The sequence below is a fragment of the Methyloversatilis discipulorum genome, from assembly GCF_000527135.1.
GTDB classification, from domain to species: Bacteria; Pseudomonadota; Gammaproteobacteria; order Burkholderiales; family Rhodocyclaceae; genus Methyloversatilis; species Methyloversatilis discipulorum.
Genome location: NZ_AZUP01000001.1, coordinates 3883926 through 3905423 on the forward strand (window position 1 = coordinate 3883926; position 21498 = coordinate 3905423).

General features: G+C 67.4%; 18 protein-coding genes. 11 read left to right on the plus strand and 7 right to left on the minus strand.

Annotated features, from left to right (window positions below; all coding sequences use genetic code 11):
• Positions 1–323 precede the first annotated feature (323 nt).
• The 7 genes from METFAM1_RS0118130 to METFAM1_RS0118160 all read right to left on the minus strand — a co-directional run bounded on the left by METFAM1_RS0118130 (position 324) and on the right by METFAM1_RS0118160 (position 7939).
• Positions 324–2126: a methanol/ethanol family PQQ-dependent dehydrogenase gene (locus METFAM1_RS0118130; protein ID WP_019916908.1), complete on the minus strand. Its 1803-nt coding sequence runs from the start codon at positions 2124–2126 to the stop codon at positions 324–326.
• A 323-nt stretch (positions 2127–2449) separates the two neighbouring features.
• Positions 2450–3427 carry a VWA domain-containing protein gene (locus METFAM1_RS0118135; protein ID WP_019916909.1) on the minus strand — a complete coding sequence of 326 codons (978 nt, stop codon included), beginning with the start codon at positions 3425–3427 and terminating at the stop codon, positions 2450–2452.
• Positions 3424–3963, minus strand: coding sequence for a hypothetical protein (locus METFAM1_RS0118140; RefSeq protein ID WP_019916910.1), 540 nt, complete (start codon positions 3961–3963; stop codon positions 3424–3426). Before METFAM1_RS0118140 ends, METFAM1_RS0118135 begins: the two co-directional genes overlap by 4 nt.
• Positions 3960–4988, minus strand: coding sequence for a vWA domain-containing protein (locus METFAM1_RS0118145; protein ID WP_019916911.1), 1029 nt, complete (start codon positions 4986–4988; stop codon positions 3960–3962). Before METFAM1_RS0118145 ends, METFAM1_RS0118140 begins: the two co-directional genes overlap by 4 nt.
• The gene (locus tag METFAM1_RS0118150; RefSeq protein WP_019916912.1) at positions 4985–6052 is read right to left on the minus strand and encodes a hypothetical protein; all 1068 of its coding nucleotides are present in this window, start codon (positions 6050–6052) and stop codon (positions 4985–4987) included. Before METFAM1_RS0118150 ends, METFAM1_RS0118145 begins: the two co-directional genes overlap by 4 nt.
• Before the next feature lies 1 nt (position 6053).
• On the minus strand, positions 6054–6905 hold the full coding sequence (locus METFAM1_RS0118155; RefSeq protein ID WP_019916914.1) for a DUF58 domain-containing protein: 852 nt from the start codon (positions 6903–6905) through the stop codon (positions 6054–6056).
• Positions 6906–6919: 14 nt separating this feature from the next.
• Entirely contained in the window at positions 6920–7939 is a 1020-nt protein-coding gene (locus METFAM1_RS0118160) for an AAA family ATPase (RefSeq protein WP_019916915.1), read from the minus strand.
• 164 nt (positions 7940–8103) lie between these two features.
• Between METFAM1_RS0118160 and msrA the strand changes: the two genes are divergently transcribed.
• From msrA to METFAM1_RS0118205, 11 genes are all read left to right on the plus strand, one after another.
• Positions 8104–8658: a peptide-methionine (S)-S-oxide reductase MsrA gene (msrA, locus tag METFAM1_RS0118165; protein WP_024300828.1), complete on the plus strand. Its 555-nt coding sequence runs from the start codon at positions 8104–8106 to the stop codon at positions 8656–8658.
• A gap of 39 nt (positions 8659–8697) precedes the next feature.
• Entirely contained in the window at positions 8698–9372 is a 675-nt protein-coding gene (locus METFAM1_RS0118170) for an FKBP-type peptidyl-prolyl cis-trans isomerase (RefSeq protein ID WP_019916917.1), read from the plus strand.
• Positions 9373–11145 (plus strand): autotransporter assembly complex protein TamA, encoded by a 1773-nt coding sequence (locus tag METFAM1_RS0118175; protein ID WP_019916918.1) that lies wholly within the window; start codon positions 9373–9375, stop codon positions 11143–11145.
• 76 nt (positions 11146–11221) lie between these two features.
• Positions 11222–12937: a type I secretion system permease/ATPase gene (locus METFAM1_RS0118180; RefSeq protein WP_019916919.1), complete on the plus strand. Its 1716-nt coding sequence runs from the start codon at positions 11222–11224 to the stop codon at positions 12935–12937.
• Positions 12921–14219 carry an HlyD family type I secretion periplasmic adaptor subunit gene (locus tag METFAM1_RS0118185; protein ID WP_019916920.1) on the plus strand — a complete coding sequence of 433 codons (1299 nt, stop codon included), beginning with the start codon at positions 12921–12923 and terminating at the stop codon, positions 14217–14219. Before METFAM1_RS0118180 ends, METFAM1_RS0118185 begins: the two co-directional genes overlap by 17 nt.
• A gap of 59 nt (positions 14220–14278) precedes the next feature.
• Entirely contained in the window at positions 14279–18238 is a 3960-nt protein-coding gene (locus tag METFAM1_RS0118190; protein ID WP_019916921.1) for a translocation/assembly module TamB domain-containing protein, read from the plus strand.
• Positions 18239–18515: 277 nt separating this feature from the next.
• Positions 18516–18911, plus strand: coding sequence for a hypothetical protein (locus METFAM1_RS20970; protein WP_157256644.1), 396 nt, complete (start codon positions 18516–18518; stop codon positions 18909–18911).
• A 205-nt stretch (positions 18912–19116) separates the two neighbouring features.
• Positions 19117–19455, plus strand: a complete 339-nt coding sequence (locus METFAM1_RS21435; protein WP_368492602.1) for a zinc-ribbon domain-containing protein — start codon at positions 19117–19119, stop codon at positions 19453–19455.
• Between the two features lie 114 nt (positions 19456–19569).
• The gene (locus tag METFAM1_RS20975; protein WP_019916922.1) at positions 19570–19938 is read left to right on the plus strand and encodes a hypothetical protein; all 369 of its coding nucleotides are present in this window, start codon (positions 19570–19572) and stop codon (positions 19936–19938) included.
• Positions 19939–20048: 110 nt separating this feature from the next.
• Complete coding sequence (locus tag METFAM1_RS0118200; protein ID WP_024300830.1) at positions 20049–20876, plus strand: DUF817 domain-containing protein; 828 nt, start codon at positions 20049–20051, stop codon at positions 20874–20876.
• Between the two features lie 134 nt (positions 20877–21010).
• Positions 21011–21397, plus strand: a complete 387-nt coding sequence (locus METFAM1_RS0118205; RefSeq protein ID WP_019916924.1) for a VOC family protein — start codon at positions 21011–21013, stop codon at positions 21395–21397.
• Positions 21398–21498: the final 101 nt, after the last annotated feature.

The following is a 21498-nucleotide window of genomic DNA, read 5'->3' on the forward strand; positions in this document are numbered from 1 at the left end:
AACAGCGGGAAGTTTTCCCCGCAAGATCTTAAAATTTTAAACTTGACGAGATTTTAGGAAAGTGCTCTTCCGCGTCGGAATGCGGTTTGATCGGGATGATCTCCCTTGCTTGTGGCGCGCTGCAACATGGAAAAAATCGCTGGATGTTGCAGCGCGCAACAGCGCCGCCGACACTGTGTGACGCCGGAACGTTCCGGAATGGAACACTTGGTGTTGCTTAAAAATGAGGCAGAAAGGACGAAAAAAAACGGCACTTCACGCTTGCGCGAAGTGCCGTTCAGGGACCCGCCGGGGGAGGCGGGTTGTCCAGGACAGACAGCGGATCAGGGCAGGGCGAACACCGTCATGACGCCACCCAGTTCGGTGTATTGGGCCAGTTCGGCGTAGCCGCCGACTGCGCCCAGACCGTCGGTGGACTTCTCTAGACCGGCTGCCAGACCGATACCGGCCCAGCCACCGATACCCGACAGGATGCCGATGAACTGCTTGCCCTTGAATTCCCAGGTCGTCACGTTGCCGATGATGCCGGACGGGGTCTTGAACTTGTACAGTTCCTTCGTGATGTCGTCGGCGTCGACGCACTTGAGGTAGCCCTCGAGCGTGCCGTAGCAGGCGATGCCGCCGGCCGTGACCAGGGTGCCCGACCACACCGAGAACTTCTCCGGCTTGGACTGGACGATCTTGCCCTTGCCGGCGTCCCAGGTGATGAAGTTGCCCATGCCGCCGTGGCTGCCCGGGGCCGGGTACATCGACAGCGTCGCGCCGACATAGGGCTGGCCAGCGGTGTATTCGACGCGGAACGGCTCGTAGTCCATGCAGACGTGGTTGGTCGGCACGTAGAACAGGCCGTTCTTCGGGTTGAACGACGCCGGCTGCTGGTCCTTCGTGCCGAGCGCGGCCGGGCAGATGCCCTTGCTGTTCACGTCCTCGCCGTTCAGGCGGGTCGAGTACTTGGCGACCACCTGCGGGCGACCCGTCACCATGTCGACGTGAGTGGCCCAGTTAACCTTCGGGTCGAACTTCTCGGCCACCAGCAGTTCGCCGGTCACGCGGTCCAGCGTGTAGGCGAAGCCGTTGCGGTCGAAGTGAACGGCGACCTTGCGCCTCTTGCCCTTGACGTCGATGTCGGCCAGGATGACTTCGTTCACACCGTCGAAGTCCCACTCGTCGTGCGGGGTCATCTGATAGACCCAGCGTACCTTGCCGGTATCGACGTCACGCGCCCACAGGGTCATCGACCACTTGTTGTCGCCCGGACGCTGCGACGGGTTCCACGTCGACGGGTTGCCGGTACCGTAATACATCAGGTTTTCCTGCGGGTCGTACGAGTACCAGCCCCAGGTCGAACCGCCACCGATCTTCCACTGGTCGCCCTGCCAAGTCTTCAGCGACGAATCCTTGCCCACCGGCGCCATCTTGCCGTTGGTCCAGGTCATCGACTTTTCCGGGTCCATCAGCATTTCTGCGTCGGGGCCGGTCGAGTAGCCTTTCCACACCATCTTGCCGGTGTTCAGGTCGTAGGCGGTCACACGACCACGCACCCCGAATTCGCCGCCGGAAATGCCGGTGATCACCTTGTCCTTGAATACGTGCGGTGCCTGCGTGTTGGTTTCGCCGATCTTCGGATCGCCGTTCTTCACGTCCCACAGCTTCTTGCCGGTCTTGGCGTCGAGCGCGACCAGCACGGTGTCGGCCTGCTGCAGCAGGATCTTGCCTTCGGCGTAAGCGAGACCACGGTTCACCGTGTCGCAACACATCACCGGAATCACCGACGGGTCCTGCTTGGGCTCGTACTTCCAGACGATCTTCTGGGTTTCCAGATCGATCGCGAACACCTTGTTGGGGAAGGGCGAGTGCACGAACAGCATGCCGCCGATCACCAGCGGGCCGCCCTCGTGACCGCGCAGCACGCCGGTCGAGAAGGTCCACGCCACCTTCAGATCCTTGACGTTCTTCTTGTTGATCTGGTTCAGCGTGCTGTAGCGCTGGTTCTCGAAGTTGCCGGCCTGCATGGCCCAGTTCTTCGGATCCTTGATCAGTTTCGCCAGATCGGCGTTGGCCATCGCGGCGCCCGGAACGGCGAGCGCGGCGAGCCACAGGGGCAGTTGTTTCATCTTCACGGACATGGGGTGTTTCTCCTCGTTGCTTTCCCAATGGCCCACGCCTGAACGGCCCGGACCGGCGGCCCCCGCCGGAGCCCATAAGTAGCTCTCTGTTGACGGGTTATGGACTTATACATCGCAGAATGCAACGACGGGATGGAATCCCCCGACCAAGAGCCTGGATGCCCCGATGTCGGGATGAATTCACGGTCAAAACGGGGATATATCCCGGATTCAAGGATTTGCCGGGGGCGTGTGTGCCGCTGTCATTCGAGCGGGGTGCCGGCCGGAATCCGGGGTGTGGCGATATGCAACGACTGCCGGCAGGCGCCGGCCGGGGCGCTGGCTCAGCGCCGGAAACGATCCGGGCGGAAACCCCAGGCGAGGCTGAGCACGCCGAGCAGTGCCGGCAGCCAGCCCAGCCGGGTCGGCACCGACTGCGTGCGACCGAGTTCGGGATCGGTCAGCGCCGCTGCAAGCCCGTCGGCGTCGGTCAGCGTGTGATAGGCCATGCCGGTCTGCGACGCCAGTTCGCGCAGGTGCGGCGACTTCAGGCTGGACAGGTGTTCGGTGCCGGCGACCACCGCCTGCTGCGCCACCGATTGGCCTGACTCATCCACCATCGCTTCGCCGTTGGCGCTCGAACCGGTGCGCCCGCGCGTCGCGGTGTCGGTCTGCGATACCTCGTCGGCACGCCAGTAACCGAGCGGTCGGCCGTCCGGGTCGAATTTCGGGATCGGGCTCAGCGCGCTGCCGCCGGTACCGACGATCAGCCCCTTCACCGCGCCCGGTTCGCCATCGAAGGACGGGCGTATCTTCGGGTGCAGCGGTGGTGCCTCGTGGCCGTCGGTGACGAACACCAGCGACGGCTTCTGCTCCAGATCCTTCAATGCACGGATCGACGAGAACAGGCCTTTCGACACCTCGCTGGCGCCGGCCCAGGACATCTGGCCGTCGATGCTGGACAGCGTCGCCAGCAGTTCGTGATAGTTGCTGCACACCTCGACCGGCGTCATCAGCGCCAGCAGCCGGTACTCTGAGAACACGCCCCAGCCGATGCGCGAACCGCAGGGCAGGGCGCGCAGCGACTCGGCCAGACTGTGCTTGGCATAGGTCAGGCGGTCGACCGGCTTGCCGTCCAGTTCATAGTCACGCGTGTTCATGCTCTGCGTGATGTCCAGCACCACCATGTGCGTGTAGCTGCGACCCGGCAGCGACACCGGCGGCAGCACCGCGGCGAGCGCGAACAGCAGCAGGGCCACCGTCAGCGGCCGCGTCTGCGGGCTGTTCGCGCGCGCCAGCAGCTGTCGCGTCGTCGCGATCATGGCAGACCCAGCGTGAAGGCCTTCATCGTGGTGACCGCGCGCTCGCTGTTCTGCGGCAGCGGCGGCCCTTCCTCGATCGCGCTTTCGCGCTCCGGCGCCAGGCGCAGTGCCCGTTCGAGGTTGTACTTGGCGTCCCAGTGCTGCGGGTTCAGACGCAGCAGCTCGCGATAGCTCGACTTGGCCAGTTCGGCCAGCGGCAGCGACTTGCCGATGCTTTCCGGACCGAACTGCAGCGCTTCGCGCAGGTGCAGATTGCCGAGGTTGTACAGCACCGACTGCAGCAGATCGCCGTCGCTGCTGCGCGACAGGTCCTTGTAGGCGCGCACCGCGCCCTCGTAGTCGTTGCGCGCGGCCAGCGACAGCGCACGCGCGAACTCGGCCTGCGGGGTGTCCTGGGTCGCCGCGGCGTCGATGCCGCTGTCAACCAGGCGATTGAAATCGCGGGCCTTGGACAGGCGGTAGCCCTCCCACGCCGCCACCGCGATGCTGACCGCGATGCCCGCGGCGAGCAGGGACGCGACACTGCGCAACTTCATGACTGCAACTCCTCTTTCCATGCCGGCCGCGTGATCAGGCGACAGGCCAGTGCGATCGCGCCGGCGAGCAGGGCCAGCGCGAAGCACCAGCCCGAAAAATCGCGCCGCGGAATGCGTTCGACGTAGTCGAGCGGCAGATTCTGCTGGCGATCGACTTCGGCCACCGCCTGCTGCACCGCCTCCGGGTCCTCGGCTTCGAACGCCTCGTAAGGCACGCCGGTCGATTTCAGGAATTTGTGCAGCGCCGCCTCCGGCACGTTGCCGTCGTTCTCGTCGGCGTTCAGGCCCAGGCTCAGCGCCGAGCGGATGAACACCCAGTAGACGGCGACGCGGTTGCGTTCGAAGGCGCGGCGGATCTTGCCGCGCATCTCGTCGTCGATCTGCGCCGCGCCATCCGACACCAGCAGCAGGATGCGGCTGCCGGAATAGGCGCGGCGGTCGAACTGTTCGGCGCCGGCCAGCAGGGCGCGACCGATGTCGGTCTCCGACAGCCCGCGGCCGATGCCGCCGGCCTCGATGCCAGCCTGCACCACGTCGCCGTGCTGGGTGAAGGGCACGACCAGCATCGGCGACGAGCTGAACAGCAGCAGCGAGTAGCGATCTTCGGGACGTCGTGCCGCGAACTCGGCGAGCAGGCGGCGCGCCACCTTGCCCTTGGCTTCCGCCGTGGTGTCGATCGACGGCTGCCGGCCCTTGGGCAGCAGCGGCTCGTCCATGCTGCGGCTGCGGTCGAGCACGATGACGATTTCGGCACCGCGACCGGTGCGCTGCTGTTCGGTTGCCGGCTGCGCCAGTCCCGCCAGACCGAGCACCGCCGCCACGATGGCGAGCGCAGCGGCGATGCGACCGCCGCGCAGCACCGCGTTACCCAGCGGATCGCGCGGCAGCCAGTCGATGCAGCCGTAGTCGAGCGAGTGGCGCCGGCGCGGCCACAGCGGCAGCAGCGCCAGCGGCAGCGCGAGCAGCCACAGCGGTGCGGTCAGTTCGAGCGCACCGGGCCACAGGTTCAGGACCAGATCGTTCATGCCAGCGCGCTGCGTTCCAGTTTCGCCGCCTGCGCGCACAGCGTGCGCGGCTCCACGCCGTCGACCGCACGGTCGGCGAAGAAACGGGTCTGCGAAGCTTCGAAAAAGCGGCGCAGGTCGGCTTCCAGCGGGGCCAGCCACGGAGCGCGGGCGAGCAGCAGCGGCAGGTTGTGATCGCGTACCACCTGGCCGGCGGTGTCATCGAGCGCGCGGTGCAGCCGGCGCCAGGCTTCGATCGAGCCCGATTCCAGCCGGGCAATGTCACGCTGGGCGCGTGAGAAGGGCAGGCGGCGCCGCGCGTTGAACTGGCGCAGCAGGGCCAGCGCCGCCCACAGCGCGACCAGCACCGCACCGGCGTACAGCGCGGCGTGCAATGCACGCTCGTACGGTGCGGTATCGATGTGCGGCGCCGGCGCGTCCGGCCGCATCTCTTCCAGTCCGGCGCGCGCCAGCACCACGCTGGGCGTAAGCGGCGCCACCGTCAGCGGCATCGGCGTGGTCTGCAGGCGGCTGCCGGACACCGCGGTTTCGATGTCCAGCGCCGGCAGTTCGATCGCGCGCAGTTCTTCCGGCACGTTGATGATCTGGTAGTCCATCACCAGCCAGCGGCGGCCGGCCGCGTCGCGCTCGATACGCGCATCGCGGCGCTCGAACCAGTTGCCGGTGCGCTCCAGCGGCGGCAGCTTGGCAAGTTCCAGCGGCTTGCCGTCGTACTCCAGCACGACCCGCTGGGTCACGATGTCGCCGATGACGTAGCCGAAGGGGCGCAGCGGATCGACCTCGGGATTGACTGCCGAGATCACCGGCGCCGGCGGTGCCGCCACATCGGTCGCCGGCTCGGCCGGCGCTGCAGCGGCTTCGGCGGGGGCCGCAGCCGGGTCCGGCGGCGGCGGAATGACGTAGCCGGTGGGCTGCGGCGGTGTGCTCGGCGCAGCCGCTGAATTGGAATCGGCGCCGGCGGCAGGCGCCGCAGCGTTGGTGTCCTGCGCCTGGGTGGCGCCACAGCAGATCAGGGCTAGCGCCGCACAGGCGCTCAGCAGGCGCAGTCTCCAGAAGGAAGGCATGTCAGACGGCCTCGAAGAAATAGCGTGACAGCGCGTCCGCGTCGAAGCGGCCGGTCATGTAGAAAGGGCGTACACCGCGCGACGAGAACAGCGTTTCCAGCGCCTCGCGCCGCTCGGCGAAGGCGTCCTCCCAACGGCGGCGGATCTGCGGCCGCAGCCACAGGCCGCGTCGGCGGCCGCTTTCGATGTCGCGCAGCGCGAGCAGGCCTTCGCCTTCCGGCGCCTTGGGCTCGACCTCGTCCCAGATCACCATCGGTACGACGTAGGCGTGCGACAGCAGGTCGAGCGCGGCCGAGGTCTGTTCCAGCGGCGCGTGGAAATCGGAGGCGAGGAAGACCAGCGCCTGCTTGCCGGCGATGCGCGAACAGGCCTGGAAGATGCCGGCGGTCGACGGCTGGTCGGCGCGGGCGCGGGCCAGCGATTCGGCCATCATGACGCCGGCGCCGCGCGAGTGCATTGGCGCCAGCATCAGGTCGGTGCGCTCGCTCGCATCGTAGGCCAGCATGCCCAGCGCGTCGCCGGTACGGAACACCGAATCGCCGAGCGACAGCGCGAATTCCGACATCCGCTGAATCTTGCTCGCCGCCGAGCCGAAGGCCATCGACGCCGACACGTCGGCCACCAGATAGACCGGGATGCCGGCGCGCTGACGGTTCACCCGCACCAGCCAGCGCCCTTCCGGGTCGCGGATGCTGGCGCGCAGGTCGAGCCGGCGCGGGTCCGGCCGGTCGAACAGTGTCTGGTGGGCGATGAATTCCTGGCCGCTGCCGGTGGTCGAGCTGCGGTGCGCGCCGGGGCGCTGGCCGCCGACCCGCATCGGCATGCGGTAGTGAAAGTCGCGCTGGAAACTCATGGCGGCGGCGTGACTCAGGGCGTGGCGACCCGCTCCAGCATCTGCGCGATCAGCGCATCGGCCAGTTCGGCGCGGCGCAGTTCGTACACCGGGGTGAAGAAGACGCGATGCACCAGCGTCGACGGCAGCACGGCGCGGATGTCTTCCGGCGTCAGATAGTCGCGGCCGCTGAACCAGGCGACCACGCGCGCGGCGCGCATCAGCATGCCCATGCCGCGCGGGCTGGCGCCGGCCAGGATCAGCCGCGACATATCCACGCCTTCAATCTGCAGGCCGTACTTCACCGGGTCGCTGGTCGCCGCCCAGATGTCCATCGCGTAGCGCTGCAGCGCGTCGGAGGCGGTCACGGCGCGCTGGATGGCGGCGCCTATCGTGTTCATCTGCATCCAGTCGACCACGCCTGGCGTCACCGTGTCGATCAGCGCGTCGGTGTCGTGGAAGCGCGGATCGAACACCAGCGCGCGCCGGGTGTCGTCGTCCGACGGCGTCAGCATGCGCAGTTCGAACATGAAGCGGTCGCGCGCAGCCGAGGCCAGTTCGAAGGTTTCTTCCTTCTCGACGCGGTTGCGGTCGGCGAACACCGTCATGTGCGGGAAGCTGTACTCGCGGTTGAAGGCGGACAGCGTGCGCTCGGCCATCGCGCGCAGCAGCAGCGACTGCACCTGCGGGCGGGCGCGGTTGATTTCATTGAAGAAGAAGGTGGTCAGGCGCTCGCCGTGACGCAGCAGCGGGCCGGGTTCGATGCGCGGCTTGCCCTCGCTGTCTACATAGGTGTGATAGACGAGGTCGTTCGGCATCAGGTCGACGGTGCCTTCGACGCGCTCGAAGTCGCCGCCGATGGCGCGGGCGAAGGCGCGCAGAACGGTGGTCTTGCCGACGCCGACGTCACCTTCGAGCAGCACGTGACCGCGGGCGAACAGCGCAACGTTGATCAACCGGAGCGTGTCGTCCTGCCCGACCACTGCGCGACGCACTTCCTCTTCCACGCGCAGCGCGAGGCCACGCCAGTCCTGCAAGGCTTCCTGAGAGAGCATTAGCGAAGATTCCTGCTCGATTTATGGGTACGGGAAACGCGACGCACGATACAAGGTTTGCGTCCCGGCTGCATGCTGCAGCGCGAGGCACCTGTCTCATCGGATGAACCTCGTGGAAAGTGCCCGGTCGATCATGATCCAGACACCAACAACAGGGGGGAGCGATGAGTGCCGTGCCGACGCAGACCGCGATTCTTGGAGGAGGTTGCTTCTGGTGCCTCGAAGCCGTGTTCAACCGGGTTGAGGGGGTGATGCGGGTCGAGCCGGGTTATGCCGGCGGCCACGTGGACAACCCGACCTACGACCAGGTCTGCGCCGGCCAGACCGGGCACGCCGAAGTGCTGCGCGTTACCTTCGACGCCTCGCTGACCACTTTCGAGGCGCTGCTCGACGTGTTCTTCGCGCTGCACGACCCGACCACCGAGAACCGCCAGGGCAACGACGTCGGCACCCAGTACCGCTCGGTCGTGTTCTGCCACGACGACGCGCAGCGCCAGGCGGTGCGCGCCGCCATCGAGCGTCTGACGGCGGCCGGCACCTATTCCGCACCGGTGCTGACGCAGATCGAAGGCGCGGTGCAGTTCTGGCCGGCCGAGGATCATCACGTCGCCTATTACGAACACAATCCGCTGCAGCCCTACTGCATGGCGGTGGTCGCGCCCAAGGTCGCGAAGTTGCGCAAACTGTTCGCCGGGCGCGTCAAAACCCAGCTGCGCTGAGTACACTTCGTTCTTTTCCAACTTCGCGGGACGGACACAATGACTTCAAGCACCACCGAAAGCGGCCTTGTCATCGAGGACACCACGCCGGGCACTGGCCATGAAGCGGCATCGGGTCACGAGGTAAGCGTGCACTACACCGGCTGGCTCACCGACGGCCGCAAGTTCGATTCGAGCAAGGACCGCAACGACCCGTTCAGCTTCCAGCTGGGCGCCGGTCAGGTCATCCGTGGCTGGGACGAGGGCGTCACCGGCATGAAAGAAGGCGGCGTGCGCAAGCTCACCATCCCGCCGCACCTGGGCTATGGCGAGCGCGGCGCCGGCGGTGTGATTCCGCCGAACGCCACGCTGGTGTTCGAGGTCGAGCTGCTGTCGGTCATCCGCAATTCGGGCGAACTGGTGATCGAGGACATCACCGAAGGCTCCGGCCGCGAAGCGGTGCCCGGTCAGCGCGTCAGCGTGCATTACACCGGCTGGCTCACCAACGGCCGCAAGTTCGATTCCAGCAAGGACCGTGGCCAGCCCTTCAGCTTCAATCTGGGCGGCGGTCAGGTCATCCGCGGCTGGGACCAGGGTGTGGCCGGCATGAAGGAAGGCGGCGTGCGCAAGCTGACGATTCCGCCGCACCTGGGCTACGGCGCCCGCGGTGCCGGTGGCGTCATTCCGCCGAACGCCACGCTGGTGTTCGAGGTCGAGCTGCTGAGCGCGAGCTGATTGCGCCGTTTCATCCTCTGCGCCGGCCTTGCGCTGCTGGCCGGCGCAACGGCGCAGGCGGCGGACGAGGCGGTCGATCCGCCTGACGGGCAGGCGACGCCGGCCGAGGTCGACCTCGGCCGCCTGACAATCGAGGCGCCGGCGCTGCCCGAGCCGGTGCTCGACATGCTGAACACGCACGCCCGCTCGCTGAAGTTGCGCGAGCCACTCGACGGCGAGCGTGCGGAGCGGCGCACGCTGCGTCGGGTGCGCCGCGAAATGACCGAGCTGCTGGCCACCGAAGGCTGGTTCAGCCCCACCTTCGACATCGCCGGCGATCCGCCGGTGCTGCGCATCGAGCCGGGCGAGCGGACGCGCGTGTCCTCGGTATCCATCGTGTTCGACGGCGATCTGGCCGGCGACGGCGACGAGCGCGCCGCCCGCCGTGCCGCGCTGCGTGCCGGCTGGCGCCTGGCCGAGGGTCAGCCCTTCCGTCAGGCGGACTGGTCGGCCGCCAAGCAGACGCTGCTCGAAGACCTGACCGCGCGCGACTATGCCGCCGCCGTGCTGGGCGACAGCCGCGCCGAGGTCGACCCCGACAGCGCGAAGGTCGACCTCAGCGTGCGTGTCGACAGCGGTCCCGCCTTCCGCTTCGGCGACATCGAAGCGACCGGGCTGGCGCTGCACGACCTCGATCTGGTGCGCCGCTATTCCACGATCAAGCCGGGCGACCCGTACTCGACCGATGCCGTGCTCGCCTTCGAGCGTGCGCTGCTGTCGTCACCCTATTTCAGTTCGGTGCAGATCCTTGCCGACGTCGATCCGGCGCGTGCCGACGCCACACCGGTGCGCGTTGCCGTGACCGAAGCCAGTTCGCGCCGCCTGTCCTTCGGCGCCGGTCTGAGCAGCAACACCGGCTATCGCGGCGAGGTCGGCTGGTCGGACAACAATCTGTTCAAGCGCTCCTGGCTGCTCAACAGCGCGGTTCGGTTGGAGCAACTGCGCCAGATCGCCTTTGCCGACGTGATGCTGCCGCCGCGCGAGGACGGCTACCGCGACAGCTTCGGCGTGCTGGCCGAGAACGCCGACATCCAGGACCTGATCACCCGCCGCGTCGGCGCCGGCATCGTGCGGGCGCGCGTGAAGGGCGACGTCGAAATCCGCCACTCGCTGAGCCTGCAGCGCGAACAGCGCGAGATCGACGGCTTCGTGCAGAGCACGCAGCAGTCGCTGGCGCTGAACACTTCGTGGACCTGGCGCCGCGTCGATGACCTGTTCAATCCGCGCGACGGCTGGGTGCTGAACGCGCAGATCGGCGGCGGCGTGAAAGGCCTGCTGTCCGACGCCAACTTCCTGCGCGGCTATCTGAAAGGCCAGTGGTTCATCCCGGTCGGCAAGCGCGACCAGCTCATCCTGCGCGGCGAGCTTGGCCTGACCGGCGGTGTGACCGAATCGCTGCCGCAGGACTTCCTGTTCCGCACCGGTGGCTCGACCACCGTGCGCGGCTATGACTACCTCGAACTGGGCGTGCGCCAGGGCAGCGCCATCGTCGGCGGCCGCGCGCTGGGCGTGGCCAGCGTCGAGTACGTGCACTGGACGTCCGACACTTGGGGCGCCGCCTTCTTCGTCGATGCCGGCGACGCCGCCGACACCCGCGAGGACTTCAAGCCGGCCTTCGGCGCGGGTGCTGGCGTGCGCTGGCGCTCACCGGCCGGCCCGATCGCCTTCGACCTCGCCTACGGCGAACGCGAGCGTCAGTGGCGGCCGCATTTTTCGCTGGCCATCGCGTTCTGAGGCAAGGTGGTTTGACAAGCGGCCCGCCGATGCCAAGATGGCGTCCGGATAAGACATAAGAACACGAGGATTCCGCTTGAACGCCTTCATCCAGGCCTGTCGCCGGCATCTGTTCTGGGCTGCGCTGTTCAGCCTGGTGCTGAACCTGCTCGCGCTGGCCTTGCCCTTCTACACGCTGGAGGTGTTCGACCGCGTGTTCGCCAGCCGCAGCGTGCCGACCCTGGTCATGCTGACGATGGTCACGACGATCGCGCTGGTCGGCATGATGCTGCTCGACCAGGTGCGCGCGCGCCTGCTCATGTCCTGCGCCTTCGGGCTGGACCGCGCGCTCGGGCCGCAGGTGGTGACGCGACTGTTCGCCGAGGCCGGCTCGCCCGGCCATCCGGCGCAGACCCAGTACATCCGCGACATCGCCAACGTGCGCGGCTTCCTGACCGGGCCCGGCGTGATTGCGCTGTTCGACGCGCCGTGGGCGCCGCTCTTCCTACTGCTTATTTTCGTCTTCCATCCGCTGCTCGGCATTGTGGCGACCGTCGGCGCGCTGGTGCTGCTGGTCTGCGCCTGGGTCAACAGCCGCGTCACCCGTCACTACAACGAAATGTCGGCCCGTGCGTCGCGCGCCTCGTCGCAGTTCATCGACGCCTCGGTGCGCAACGCCGACGCCGTGCGCGCGATGGGCATGGCGCCCGATCTGGGCCGTCGCTGGGGCGCGCTCAACGACGAGGTGATCCGCGCCGGCGCCGCGTCGCAGGCGGTCGGCGCACCCTGGACCGGTCTCACGCGCTTCGTCCGCCTCTACCTGCAGGTGCTGATGCTCGGCTGCGGCGCCTGGCTGGTAGTGCGCGGCGACCTCGGCTCCGGCGCCATGATGGCCGGCACGCTGATCCTGGCGCGCGCGCTGTCGCCGGTCGAAGCCATCGTGTCGAGCTGGCGCAGCCTGTTCGACTTCCGCGAGTCGGTGGGCCGGCTGTCGACGCTGCTCGAAGGCAGCCAGCAGGCGCGCGAACCGCATCCGCTGCCGCAGCCGACCGGGCGTGTCGACGTCGAAGCGCTCACCATGATGGCCGGCCAGAGGGTGCTGCTGCGCAACGTCGGCTTTTCGCTGCAGGCTGGTCAGCAACTGGCCGTGATCGGCCCGAGCGGTGCCGGCAAGACCGCCTTACTGCGCCTGCTGGCGGGCATCTGGACGCCGGCCTCCGGTGCCGTGCGCCTCGACGGTGCGCGGCTGCAGGACTACCCGCCGGACACGCTGGGCGCGGCCATCGGCTATCTGCCGCAGAACGTCGAGCTGTTTCCGGGCACGGTGGCCGAGAACATCGCCCGCATGCAGCCCTCGCCGGATGCCGACGCGGTGATTGATGCGGCGAAGCTGTGCGGCGCGCACGAACTCATCCTGCGGCTGCCGCAGGGCTACGACACCGAGGTGGGCGAGGGCGGTGCCCAGCTGTCGGCCGGCCAGCGCGCACGCGTCGGCATCGCCCGCGCGCTCTACGGTTCGCCCGCGCTGGTGCTGCTGGACGAACCGAACGCCAACCTCGATGCCGAGGGCGAGGACGCATTGCTCGACATGCTCGCGCGGCTGCGCGAACGCGGCATCACCGCCGTCGTGGTGGCGCACCGGCCACGCATGCTGCAGGGCATGGACAAGCTGCTGGTGCTGCGTGACGGCGCAATCGAGCAGTACGGTGATTACGCCGAGATCGCCGCTCGCGTCACGCGCAGCCCGCGCGTGACTGCATTGAATGACAGAGCGGCACAGCAGGGAGGTGCGCAGCATGGCCATCGAGCTTGATGCCGGCCTGCCGTCACTGGCGCGCGACCGCGTGGTCCGCGCCGGGCTGTGGGTGATCGGCGGCACGCTGGCCGCCATGCTGGCCTGGGCCGAACTGGCGCCGGTTTCGGGCGCCGTGGTGGCCGGCGGTGAAGTGCGCGTGTCCGGCGAACGCAAGACGGTGCAGCACCTGGAGGGCGGCATCGTCGCCGAGCTGCGGGTGCGCGACGGCGACGTGGTGCAGGCCGGCCAGGTGCTGCTGGTGCTCGGCGACGCACGCGTCGACGCCTCGCTCGACGCGATCGAGAACGAAATCATCGGCGAGCGGCTGACGCTGGCCCGGCTCGAATCGGAAAAACGCGAACTGCCGGCACTGGCGCTGCCCCATGACCTCGCGGAGCTCGCATCGTCGCCGCGCTACCGCAGCCTGATCGACGGCGAACAGCGCCTGTTCCGCACGCGCCGTGACAATCTGCGGGAGCAGCTCGCGCTGCTCGAAGCGCAGGCGGTCGAGGCGCAGCGCGAAGCGTCCGACGTGCAGATGCAGGTCGAGGCCGACCAGCGGGCGGTGGCGGCCCTGCGCGAGCAACTGCAGGCGTCGGAGAAGCTGGCCGAGCAGAAATTCATCCAGCACACACGGCTGCTCGAACTGCGCAGCGGGCTGGCGATACGCGAGGCCGAAATGGCCGAGCACCAGGCCATGCTGTCGCGCACACGGCAGAACATCGGCGACTTCCGCCTGCGCAAGGCGCAGCTGCGCGCCGACTTCGTGCAGCGCGCGGTCGACGAGGCGCAACTGACCGGGCGCAAGCTGCTCGACCTGCAGGCGCGGCTGAGCCCGGCGAAGGACAGCAGCCTGCGCAAGGAGGTGATTGCGCCGGTGGCCGGCCGCGCGGTGAATCTGCAGGTGCATACCGTGGGCGGCGTCGTGCGCCCCGGCGACCCCATCGTCGACATCGTGCCGGACGAAACCGCGCTGGTGGTCGAGGTCAGGGTGCAGCCGCAGGATGTCGAGGAGGTGCACACCGGCATGCCGGCGGAAGTCAGGCTGGCCGCCTACAACGCGCGCACCACGCCGCTGGTCAGCGGCAAGGTGAGCTATGTGTCGGCAGACCGTCTGATCGATGCTGCGCACGGCACGCCTTACTACACCGTGCACGTGACGCTAGACGCCCGGCCGGCCGAGCGCATCGAGCCGGGCATGCCGGTCGAGGCCTTCCTGCGCACGCGCGAGCGCAGCATGCTCGACTACCTGCTCGATCCGGTGATCAACGTGACCCGGCGCTCGATGCGCGAAAGCTGATGCCGCGAACGCCGGTGTCCGGACGCTGTCAGGTCCGGACACGCATGCCTGACTGAGCAATGACAGAAAGCGAACCTGCAGACAATTCCGCGCCGCCGCCGCGCCGCCGGCGCCGGCGATTCGGACTGGCCTTCACCGACCTCGCGCTGCTCGCCTTGCCCGTGCTCCTTGTGCACTGGGCGCTGGCGACGCAGAGCGGCTTGCGCTCAGTGGCCGCGGCTGCGCAGTGGGCGCTGCCGGCGCTGCAGATCGAAGTCGCCGGCGGCAGCCTGGTCGACGCGCCGCGCCTGGCGCGGCTGGTGCATGACGACGGCAGCTTGCGCATCGACGCGCGCGCAGTGGCGCTGGACTGGACCGCGTCGGCCCTGCTGCGCGGCCGGCTCGACATCGCCCGGCTGTCGGTCGACGAATTGCGCATCGCCACCTCGCCCAGCGACGAGGCGCCAGTGGTGCCAGCCAGCCTCGAACTGCCGCTGTCGCTCGCCGCGCAGGTCGAGATCAAGCGGCTGGTGCTCGCCGACTACGCGACGCCTGCGGTCGACAAGGTGGTGCTCGAAGCGCTGCAGGCGCAACTCGAATCCGACGGCCGCGCGCACGTTGTCGACGCACTGTCGCTGGGCACGCCCTGGGGGGCGCTCGACGGCCGGTTGCAGCTCGACGGCGCCGCGCCCTTCGCGCTGAATGGCGAGCTGAATTTCAAGGCGGCCGACTACGCGGCGCAGGCGACGCTGGGCGGTGCGCTGGCCGAGGCGGCCGACATTGATCTGCGCGCCAGTGGTTACGGCGTGTCGGGCAGCGCCCGCGCCGGCGTGCGGCCGTTCGCCGTGCAGCCGCTGGCGACGCTGAAACTGGCGCTCGACGAATTCGATCCGCACAGCCTGCACCCGTCTGCGCCGTCCGGCCGATGGACGCTGCACGCCGACCTGTCACCGCGCGATGGCGACGCGCTGGCGCTGACTGGCACCGTCAGCGCGGCCAACGCCGCACCGGGCCGCATCGATCAGGGGCGAGCACCGGTTACCGCGCTGACGGCGCGCATCGAGGCGGACGTCGCCGCCGTCGATCTGCGCGATCTGCGCATCGCGCTGGCCGGCGGCGGCGAGGTCAGCGGCGAGGCCGGCTGGCGCAGCAGCGGCGACCTGCCGATCACCGCCGCACTGACGCTGCGCGACATCGACAGCGCGCAACTGCACGCCCAGGGCGTGCGCACGAAACTCGGCGGGCGCATCGACATCCAGGCCTCGGGCGCGCGCCAGCAGTTTGTCGTCGACCTGAACGACCGCGGCCCCAGTCGTCTCGCGCTGAAGGCGAACGGCCATGTCGCCGACGCGCTGCTCACGCTGGCGCAGGCCGAGCTGTCTGCGCGCGGCGCACAGGCCGGCGTGCGCGGCACGCTCAAGCTCGATGACACGCTGGCCTTCACGGTCGACGGGCGACTGCAGAAGTTCGACCCGTCGGCTTTCGTGAAGGCGCCGGCCGCTTCGCTGTCGGCCCGCTTCGACGCCGCCGGCCGCCTCGGCCCGCAGCCCGATCTGCGCGCCGCGCTGGACATCGAGCCGAGCACGCTGATCGGCGAGCCGCTGGCCGGCCGTGCGAAGCTGCGCCTGCAGGGGCAGCGCCTGTCTGAAGTGGATGTCGCGCTCGACTGGTCCGGCAACAGCCTGGCCGCGCAGGGCGGCTTCGGCGGCGCGCAGGACGCGCTGGACTGGACCCTCGACGCACGCAATCTGGCGGCCCTGCGCACCCTGACCGGGCAGACGCTGGCCGGTCGGGTGTCCGGCAGCGGGCGTCTCGCCGGCAGCGTGGCGGCGCCGCACGGTCGCCTGCAGTTGCAGGCGCGCGCGCTGGCGCTGGGCGAACTGGGCAGCGTCGCGCGCGCCGACATCGACGCCGAACTCGCACCGGGCGCCGATGGCCGCCTGCGCCTCGCGCTCGACGCCGCCGACCTGCGCAGCCCGCAGGCACCGGTGCCGGTCGAGCAGTTGCGCGTCGACATCGCCGGCACGCGCGGCGCACACACGCTGGATGCCGATGTCGTCGCTGGCGCGCTGCCGGCCGAGCGGGGTGACGCGCCGGCCAAGCCGTCGCTGAAGCTGGCCGCGCACGGCGCGCTGGGCGATGGTCCGTCATGGTCGGGCAGCATCGATCGGCTGGCGCTCGTCATCTCGTCCGAACTGAGTGCCACGCTGAGCGCACCGGCACGGCTCAGCGCGTCGCCGCAACAGGCCACGCTCGACGACGCGCGCTTCACGCTGACCGGCGGTGGCGAACTGGTGCTGGCGCACACCGGCTGGACCCCGGAACGGCTCGACGCGCGGGGCCGCGCCCGCGGCGTGCCGCTGCGCCTGGTGTGGCGCGACCGCGCGGCCGGCATTGCCGTGCGCGCGCCGCTGAAGCTCGGTGCCGACTGGTCGATCGCCGCGCTGCTGGCCGGCGACGAACGCGTCGACGGCACGCTGTCGCTGTTCCGCGAGGCGGGCAATGTCGTGGTGTCGGGCGAAACGCGCAACGAACTGGCGTTGTCGGCGGCGCGCGCCGACGTGACCTTCGCTGGCCGCGAAGCACTGGCGAAGGCGTTGCTGGCCGGGCCGGACATCGGCGAAGCGCGCGCCGAGGTGGCGCTGCCGCTGCGCCGCGACGGCGGCCTGTGGCAGCCCGACCTCGACGCGCCGACCCTCGGCAGCGCGACGCTCGACGTGCCCTCGCTCGCCTGGATAGGCCGCACGTTGCGCCTCGACATGAGCACCGCCGGGCGATTGCGCGGCGACGTGAAGCTGGCGGGCACGCTGCGCGCGCCGGAACTTTCCGGCCGCATCGACGGCGACGCGCTGGCCTTCGCGCTGGTCGATGCCGGCGTGAAACTCGAGCGCGGCGAACTGCGCGCGCAGTTCGACGGCGATCACCTGACGCTGCAGTCGCTCAGCTTCGAAAGCGACAACCGCCGCCCGCCGCCGGACGCGCGGCTCGGCGCCGCCGGCCTGACGCGCGAGCCGGGCCGGCTGTCGGCGCGCGGCACGGTCGACATCGCCACCACGCGCGCCGACATCGAGGTCGCCATCCGCCGCTTCGTGCCGCTGCAGGGCGGCGAGCAGTGGCTCATGCTGTCGGGCGACGGCACGGTGCGCGGCTCGGCGAAGGAGGGCATGAAGCTGCAGCTCGCGCTGAAAGCCGACGCCGGCCTGTTCACCGTGCCGGAGCAGTCGGCGCCCGCGCTCGGCGACGATGTGGTCATCAAGGGCCGTACGCCGGAAGAAGCCGCCGGCCCGCCGCTCGGTCTGGCCATCGACGTTGACCTCGGCGATCGCGTCTATTTCAAGGGTCGCGGGCTCGATACGCGACTTACCGGCCAGCTCGCGCTGCGCGACGAAGGGCGCGGCCTGCGCGCCACCGGCAACATCCGCACCGTCGACGGCCGCTACCGCGCCTACGGTCAGGACCTGGTGATCGAGCGCGGCGTCATCAGCTTCCAGGGTTCGGTGTCCAACCCTGGTCTCAACGTGCGCGCCATCCGGCCCAACCTGCCGGTGCAGGCCGGCGTCGAAGTCAGCGGCACGGTACTGAAGCCGCGCGTGCGGCTGGTGTCCGACTCGGCCATGCCGGACAGCGAAAAGCTGTCATGGATCGTGCTCGGCCGCGGTCAGGACCGCGCCGGCGGCTCCGACCTCTCGCTGCTCGCCACCGCCGCCAGCGCGCTGCTCGGCGGCGAAGGCGAAGGCATCACCGGCTCGCTCGCGCAGGCCCTCGGCCTCGACCAGATCGCGCTGACCCAGAGCAGCACGACCACCGGCCCGCGCAGCCAGGTCGTCACCTCGTCGAACAACACGACCACCGTCGGCGGCCAGGTCGTCAGCGTCGGCAAGCGCTTGTCATCGAACGCGCTGCTCACCTACGAGCAAGGTGTGGCCGGCGCCACCAGCGTCGTCAAGCTCACCTGGAACCTCACCCGCCACCTTGCGCTGATCGGCAGCACGGGCACGGAACAGGCGGTGGATGTGAGGTACGTTTTTTCGTTCAAGTAGGGCGTATCCGCCACGACCGCGCGACTGTCTGTTCCGTGCATAATTGAATGGAATTCCGAAGGCCGCGGACGCGGGTTGGCGGCGAGTCCGGTTTCAGGGTTTTTTCGTACCGTGAGTAAACGGGGAGGCAGACGGAGGGTTTTGAAATGAAAAGAAAATCCGGTGTCCGGTTTATTTGCTTATCCCGACAGCGTCCATCTTATCGGACGAAAGTGTCGTCCACCTCACGTTAGGCCTCATCATCGATAAAGTCGCGCCGTAGACGTAAGGAGCCCAAATGGATAGATCAGCACAATTGCTTGCCGCAGTACGGGGAGAGGCTCAACCGCCAAGCGAACCTCCAGCTAATCCGAAATCAAGGGAGGTGCACATTGCCCCACCAGACTTGATTCCAATGCTCAAACGGTACTTCGATGGCGAGAAAACTGCACAGGAGATGCAGGAGTGGGCTTCATGGATCCTTTTTCAAGAAGAGCTATGCATCCTTGGGTGGCAAAACGACGATCTCGCTGATTACTACGAGCCAATGTGGAACATCCTTCAAGCCATTTCGTCACCGGTCACTGATGGGCCCCTCTCTCGCACCAAAGCACATGCGTACATATCAATGCTTAACGCGATGGGGCCAGGGCCAAAGAGCCCTGAATCACCTTTATTGCATACTCAGCCATGAATAACGCTTGTTCAACGTTCGTGGACACTCGAACCGAACACAGTCGGAGTGAACTTGCCAAACGATGCCTACGCGCCCCAGCCTAACTGTCGGTTCAACGCGGACGCCAACACTGGCCATCGCTTCGCGATTTTGATGGCCAGTGTTGGTGCCCTACGCGCTTCGCGCTCCGGCGCCGGTTAACCTGGGCGTTCGGCATCAAAACATGATCTGCTCTCATTGCGGCGTAGAGAATCTTGAGTCAGCGCTGCGGTGTATTCGCTGCGGTGCTGACGTTGTTGAGAAGGAGCGTTTAGCAACCGAAGACGCACTGCTAGTCTCAGTGCAGGACACTGACCCTCAGAACCGCCTTACCTTGGGCTTCGTTCTCGTCTTTGCATCTACATGGTTAATGGGAGCTCTTTGCTTATTTCTCTATGCTGGCTTGCTGCCCTGGCTGCCCTGGCATTGGCCCTTCTTTGTGGTCCTAGTACCTTTGTGTTGGTTCATCGCCCGCAAGGAGCTCAGGTCGTCTCTCACTTCTGAAGGTAAAGGTCCGAAGTGAGGCGCCCGCCCAGCCCCTTCTCGCGTATTCCGGCGACGCCCAACCCTTCAATCGAGCGGATCTCCGAACGGCTCCGCCGTTCTCCGGCCGTTCATTTCAAACGTTAGGCATCTCATGCCACTCGACAACGACGCCCTTCTCGCCGCTTGCCTCGAAGTAGCGCGCTTAATCCGCTGGCGGGACAATCCGGTTGATGAGGTTCTCGCGAAAGCTGCGGTGGAGATCTATTTCAACGCTGCAATCCAACATGAAGATTTTCTTGTCGGTCAGGGGCGCGATCCCAACATCATTGTTCGTGCTGTTCGATATATTGCGCACAAGCATGCAATTCCGCCTTTGGAAGGCAACGTTGAAGCCTTTGAGTCAATGTTGGATGTATTGATCGAGCTCGCTTGTCCCAACCAAGGCGTCGAGGAAGATCAAGAGGCGTTCTTTAAAGACATCGAAGAAGGCATTCGAGACGCACGGAGCGATTATGCTTAACCTCTTGGTCAACGTGGACCGCCTGCAAGCTGCGCTTGCAGGTCCCCTCTGAACCGCCCCGGATTTTGCGGAGACTGAATGCCATTTAACCTCTCAGTCGACACGCACTGATGCCTGAAGCCTCATTCTCACCCCCAACGGATGCGCGAGCGCGGATCACCGGGATATCCGTCGAGTTCCTGCAGTTCACATGGAAAGAGGCGCAGGCATGCCTGTTCGCCGGGCTGTTCTTTGTCACGGTTTTTTGCGTTCCGCGGACCGGCGTGCTGGGGCTGCCGCGTTACGACGTGCTGCTGCTGATCGCGCTGGTGATTCAGGGGTGGATGCTGTGGAGCGGTCGCGAGACGGTCGATGAACTGAAGGCCATCTGTCTGTTCCATCTGCTTGGCTTCGCACTCGAGGTGTTCAAGACATCCAGCGGCATCCGTTCGTGGTCCTACCCGGACTTCGCGTACACGAAGTTTCTGGGCGTTCCGCTGTTTTCCGGCTTCATGTACGCGGCGGTGGGCAGCTACATCATCCAGGCGTGGCGGCTGCTGCAGCTGCGGGTCGAGCATCACCCGCCATACTGGATGGCCGGGCTGGTGGCGACGACGCTGTACCTGAACTTCTTCACTCACCACTTCATCGGCGATTACCGGTGGTACCTGGCGGCTGCCGCGCTGGGACTGTACGCACGGGCGCAGGTGGTTTTCCGGCCGCACCGCGTCGATCGACGCATGCCGCTGTCACTGGCGCTGGTGCTGATCGGGTTCTTCATCTGGCTCGCCGAGAACATCGGCACCTTCTTCGGCCTGTGGGCATATCCGCATCAGCTCGGCGCGTGGGCGGCCGTTCATGTGACCAAGTGGAGTGCCTGGTCACTGCTGGTGCTCATGAGCTTCACCATCGTGACGAACCTGAAGCACATCAAGGCCACCGTGCACGTGCCGGCGTGACCGCGCTGGTGTGGCGCTGCACTCACCAACCGAAGGGAGTCGTGGTTCTCAGAACCCCCGACCATTGCGGATGGGTCTGCTGCATCGCGCGTCGGTGATCACCACTTTCGATAGTCTTTGACACGGAGTTCCAAATGTCCGCCCCCGCACGAACCGGTGTGCTCATTTACTCGAAGAACCTGCTGTCGGTTTCCACCTTCTACGAACAGGTCCTTGATGCCAGGGTGCTGCACGCGGACGACGAGCACCGCGTCCTGCAGTCGTCCGACGCACAGCTCATCATCCACGCGATACCCGAGCAGTACAGCCGTTCCATCGTCATTCAGGTGCCGCCAGTGGCGCGCGAGGAGCAGGCCATCAAGCCTTTCTTCACCGTTCCGAGCCTGGCGACGGCGGAGCGCATTGCGGAGCAACGTGGCGGTCGCGTCTGGGGGCCGGTGTGGCCGGGCCCCGGCATGCAGGTTCGCAATGTCTGCGACCCTGAGGGCAATATCGTGCATCTGCGTGAGAGCGTAGCCTAGCGGACAACCGGCTCGGTACCGCGGCTTCGCCGTTCTGCCCGTCGCGGGTCACCGGTCATTTCGCTACACGAGGTCGTGGAACAGGTCTGTCCGTGGCTGAC